The organism is Streptomyces niveiscabiei, from assembly GCF_001419795.1.
Lineage (GTDB): Bacteria > Actinomycetota > Actinomycetes > Streptomycetales > Streptomycetaceae > Streptomyces > Streptomyces niveiscabiei.
In genome coordinates this window covers 1-4,945 of record NZ_LIRL01000369.1, presented here as the reverse complement: position 1 = coordinate 4,945, position 4,945 = coordinate 1, and the positions used below count along the sequence as shown (strand labels likewise).

The following is a 4,945-nucleotide window of genomic DNA, read 5'->3' as shown; positions in this document are numbered from 1 at the left end:
CGTGCCGCGTCCCGGGTGAGGGGCCTCACCCGGGACGCGGCACGCGCGGGGTTCCCCGAAGCGGTGGAGGGCGATCTTGCCCACCCCGAATCCCTCAAGTGCGCCCTGGACGGGGTTCGTTCGCTCTTCCTCCTTCAAGGGCTCGGCCCCGAGGAGGGCATCCTCGGTCACGCGAAGAACGCCGGCGTCGAGCACGTCGTCCTCGTCTCCTCGATCACCGTGGAGACCCACCCCCACCTCCCCGCGGCGAAACGCAACCGCGCGGTGGAGGAGGCACTCCGGGGCAGCGGCATGGAGTGGACGGTCCTGCGCCCCACCCAGTTCGCGTCGAACACCCTCTGGTGGGCGCCGGCGATCCGCGAACACGGCGAGGTCCGCGCCCCGTACGCCGACACGGGCCTGCCCACGATCCACCCGGCGGACATCGCGGCGGTCGCGCACCGGGCCCTGACGACCCGGGCCCACCGCAACCGCACGTACGCCCTCACGGGCCCGGCACAGGTCACCGTCCGGGAACAGGTCGAGACCCTCGCCGCCACCCTCGGCAGAGACCTCACCCTCACCGAACTCACCCGCGCCGAGGCCCACGACGACATGACGGCGTACCTGGACCCGGAGACGGCGGACGCGGTCCTGGACCTGACCGGCGGGGACGTGAACGACGGCCTCCTGAGGGTCCGCACGACGGTCCCGGAGATCACCGGCGCCCCGGGGCGGACGTACCGGCGGTGGGCGGCGGAGAACACCGACGCGTTCAGGTGAGGGCGAGGGCGGTGACCAGCGAGGCGAACGCCGCGAGGATGACGCCGAGGCGGACATGGTGGAGCCGTCCCCAGCGGTCGAGCTGCCGTTTCCAGTCGGCGGGCCGGTTCTCCGGCGTCCACGTCTTGTTCCGGTTGTTGATCGGGACGAGCAGCAGGACCGACATGACGACGCTGACCAGCAGGAGCGTCCCGGCGGCGGCGACGAGCCCCGCGCGGTCGGCGGCGGCCCAGACGCCGACGAGGACCAGCGAACCGACGTACCAGACCGGCATGACGGCGCCGAGCATCCGCCCGCCGTGGGCGTGACCGAGCTGCCCGCTGTCCTCGGGCAGCGCGTCGAGGATCCGGTTCATGACGAAGGCGACGGAGAACTCGACACCCACCATGACGCCGACGACCACGGTGGTGACGATCTCAAGTGCGTTGAGCATGACGACCCTCTCGGAATCTAGTGCTGCTAGCTGTCAGGTCAACGCTAGACCTGCCGCCGCTCGATTGTCTAGCAGTGCTAGCATCGAGGTATGTCGGTACAGGAACGCAAACAGCGCGAGCGGGCGGAGCGCGAACGCCTCATCGTGGCGACGGCCCGCGAACTCGCCGAGCGGCAGGGCTGGGACGCGGTCACCACCCGCCGCCTCGCCGAGAGCATCGAGTACAGCCAGCCCGTCCTCTACAGCCACTTCCGCGGCAAACGCGAGATCATCGGCGCCGTCGCGCTCCAGGGCGCCACGGAGCTGGCGGCGGCGATCCGCGCCGCGACGGCCGCGGCGGACGGCCCGCGCGCCCGCGTACACGCCCTGGCCCGCGCCTACCTGGACTTCGCCGAGCGCAACCCGGCGGTCTACGACGCGATCTTCCAGTTGGACGGCGGCCTGCCGTACGCCCGCGAGGACACCCCGGAACCCCTCAAGGACGCCTTCGCCGCACTCCTGGAGTCCCTGGGCGAGGTCGCCGGGACCGGCGTCGCCGAGGGCCTGTTCACCGAGACCTTCTGGGCGGCCCTGCACGGCGTCGCGACCCTGACCCGCTCGGGCCGGCTGCCCCCGGAGCACACCGGGGCGCGCCTGGCCCTCCTGGTGGACCGCCTGGCCCTGACATGACGGCGGTCACGGCACCCGGGCATGACCAACCAGCCCCCATGTACTAGAGTTATCTCGACATCGAGATATCTGCCGAGGCGTACCGTAGCCGCCCTCTCTAGTAAGGGTTACCTAACTTAGCCCTACCTTAGCGGATCGGCCAAGTAGGCATGGCGGCAGGATGCGGTGGTACGCGCACATCAATGAAGGAGACTGTCGTGTCGGCGAACAGCTTCGACGCCCGCGCCACGCTCAGCGTGGGCGACGAGTCGTACGAGATCTTCCGGCTGGACAAGGTGGAAGGCTCGGCTCGCCTTCCGTACAGCCTGAAGGTCCTGCTGGAGAACCTGCTCCGCACGGAGGACGGCGCGAACATCACCGCCGACCACATCCGCGCGCTCGGCAACTGGGACTCGCAGGCCCAGCCCAGCCAGGAGATCCAGTTCACCCCGGCCCGGGTGATCATGCAGGACTTCACCGGCGTCCCCTGCGTCGTCGACCTCGCCACCATGCGTGAGGCTGTCGAGGCGCTCGGCGGCGACCCGGCGAAGATCAACCCGCTCTCCCCGGCCGAGATGGTCATCGACCACTCCGTCATCGCCGACAAGTTCGGCACCAACGACGCGTTCAAGCAGAACGTCGACCTGGAGTACGGCCGCAACAAGGAGCGCTACCAGTTCCTGCGCTGGGGCCAGACCGCGTTCGACGACTTCAAGGTCGTCCCCCCGGGCACCGGCATCGTCCACCAGGTCAACATCGAGCACCTGGCGCGTACGGTCATGGTCCGCAACGGCCAGGCGTACCCGGACACCCTCGTCGGCACCGACTCGCACACCACGATGGTCAACGGCCTCGGTGTGCTCGGCTGGGGCGTCGGCGGCATCGAGGCCGAGGCCGCGATGCTCGGCCAGCCGGTCTCGATGCTCATCCCGCGCGTCGTCGGCTTCAAGCTGACCGGCGAGCTGCCCACCGGCACCACCGCGACCGACCTCGTACTCACGATCACCGAGATGCTGCGCAAGCACGGCGTCGTCGGCAAGTTCGTCGAGTTCTACGGCGAGGGCGTCGCCGCGACCTCGCTCGCCAACCGCGCCACCATCGGCAACATGTCGCCGGAGTTCGGCTCGACCGCCGCGATCTTCCCCGTAGACGCCGAGACGATCAACTACCTGAAGCTGACCGGCCGTTCGGCCCAGCAGCTCGCGCTCGTCGAGGCGTACGCCAAGGAGCAGGGCCTCTGGCTGGACCCGCAGGCCGAGCCCGACTTCTCCGAGAAGCTGGAGCTGGACCTCTCGACGGTCGTCCCCTCGATCGCCGGCCCGAAGCGCCCGCAGGACCGCATCGTCCTCGCGAACGCCGCCCAGCAGTTCGCCTCCGACGTCCTCAACTACGTCGACACCGCCGACGAGGCGGGCAAGGAGTCCTTCCCGGCCTCCGACTCCCCGGCCGCCACCAACGGCGTCCCGTCCAACCCGGTCACCGTGACCGCCCCCGACGGCTCGACGTACGAGATCGACCACGGCGCCGTCACCGTCGCCGCGATCACCTCCTGCACCAACACCTCCAACCCGTACGTCATGGTCGCCGCCGCGCTCGTCGCGAAGAAGGCCGTGGAGAAGGGCCTGACCCGCAAGCCGTGGGTCAAGACGACCCTCGCGCCGGGCTCCAAGGTCGTCACCGACTACTTCGACAAGGCCGGTCTGACGCCGTACCTCGACAAGGTCGGCTTCAACCTGGTCGGTTACGGCTGCACCACCTGCATCGGCAACTCGGGACCGCTGCCGGAGGAGGTCTCCAAGGCCGTCAACGACCATGACCTCGCGGTCACTTCGGTCCTCTCCGGCAACCGGAACTTCGAGGGCCGCATCAACCCCGACGTCAAGATGAACTACCTCGCCTCCCCGCCGCTGGTCGTCGCGTACGCCATCGCCGGCTCGATGAAGGTGGACATCACCAAGGACGTCCTCGGCACCGACCAGGACGGCAAGCCGGTCTACCTGGCCGACATCTGGCCGTCCGAGGCCGAGGTCAACGACGTCGTCGCCAACGCGATCGGCGAGGACATGTTCTCCAAGTCCTACTCCGACGTCTTCGCCGGCGACCTCCAGTGGCAGTCGCTGCCCGTCCCGACCGGCAACACCTTCGAGTGGGACCCGGAGTCGACCTACGTCCGCAAGCCCCCGTACTTCGAGGGCATGACGATGGAGACCACGCCGGTCGCCGACATCACCGGCGCCCGTGTCCTCGCCAAGCTCGGCGACTCGGTCACCACCGACCACATCTCCCCGGCCGGCGCCATCAAGGCCGACACCCCGGCCGGCAAGTACCTCACGGAGCACGGCGTCGAGCGCCGCGACTTCAACTCCTACGGCTCCCGCCGAGGCAACCACGAGGTCATGATCCGCGGCACGTTCGCCAACATCCGCCTGCGCAACCAGATCGCGCCGGGCACCGAGGGCGGCTACACCCGCGACTTCACCCAGGCCGACGGCCCGGTGTCGTTCATCTACGACGCCTCGCAGAACTACCAGGCCGCCGGCACCCCGCTGGTCATCCTGGGCGGCAAGGAGTACGGCTCCGGCTCGTCCCGCGACTGGGCCGCCAAGGGCACCGCGCTCCTCGGCGTCAAGGCCGTCATCACCGAGTCGTACGAGCGCATCCACCGCTCGAACCTCATCGGCATGGGCGTCCTCCCGCTCCAGTTCCCGGCCGGCCAGAACGCCGAGTCCCTCGGCCTCACCGGCGAGGAGACCTTCTCCATCACCGGTGTCACCGAGCTGAACAACGGCACGACGCCGAGCACGGTCAAGGTCACCACCGACACCGGCGTGGAGTTCGACGCGGTCGTCCGCATCGACACCCCCGGCGAGGCGGACTACTACCGCAACGGCGGCATCATGCAGTACGTGCTGCGCAGCCTGATCCGCAAGTAAGGCTCGCCGCAAGGCAGTTGAGCCCTTCCACGAGGGCTTGAGGGCCGTGTCCCCGGATACCGGGGGCGCGGCCCTTCGCCGTACCCGCCTGGAATTATCCTCATCCCCGTTTACATAACCGCCCGACGGCGCTACCTTCCGCACAGATGGGGTGGGAGCGCTCCCACCC

General features: G+C 69.3%; 4 protein-coding genes. 3 read left to right on the top strand and 1 reads right to left on the bottom strand.

Annotated features, from left to right (window positions below; translation table 11 throughout):
* Positions 1–762, top strand: a 762-nt coding sequence (locus AOK24_RS18670; RefSeq protein WP_055721212.1) for an SDR family oxidoreductase, incomplete at its 5' end; no start/stop codon positions are given.
* Here AOK24_RS18670 and AOK24_RS18665 read toward each other — a convergent pair.
* Positions 755–1,195: an anthrone oxygenase family protein gene (locus AOK24_RS18665; protein WP_055721211.1), complete on the bottom strand. Its 441-nt coding sequence runs from the start codon at positions 1,193–1,195 to the stop codon at positions 755–757. The two genes, AOK24_RS18670 and AOK24_RS18665, sit on opposite strands and share 8 nt — an antisense overlap.
* Before the next feature lie 90 nt (positions 1,196–1,285).
* Here AOK24_RS18665 and AOK24_RS18660 point away from each other — a divergent pair, with 90 nt between their 5' ends.
* A complete protein-coding gene (locus AOK24_RS18660; RefSeq protein ID WP_055721210.1) occupies positions 1,286–1,864 on the top strand; it encodes a TetR/AcrR family transcriptional regulator in 579 nt (192 codons plus the stop codon).
* 197 nt (positions 1,865–2,061) lie between these two features.
* Entirely contained in the window at positions 2,062–4,776 is a 2,715-nt protein-coding gene (gene acnA, locus AOK24_RS18655) for an aconitate hydratase AcnA (RefSeq protein WP_055721209.1), read from the top strand.
* Positions 4,777–4,945: the final 169 nt, after the last annotated feature.

Excerpts from the sequence above, each read along its gene's own strand:
- AOK24_RS18660 (WP_055721210.1), top strand. The coding sequence starts at position 1,286 with ATGTCGGTACAGGAACGCAAACAGCGCGAGCGGGCGGAGCGCGAACGC.
- AOK24_RS18665 (WP_055721211.1), bottom strand. The coding sequence starts at position 1,195 with ATGCTCAACGCACTTGAGATCGTCACCACCGTGGTCGTCGGCGTCATG.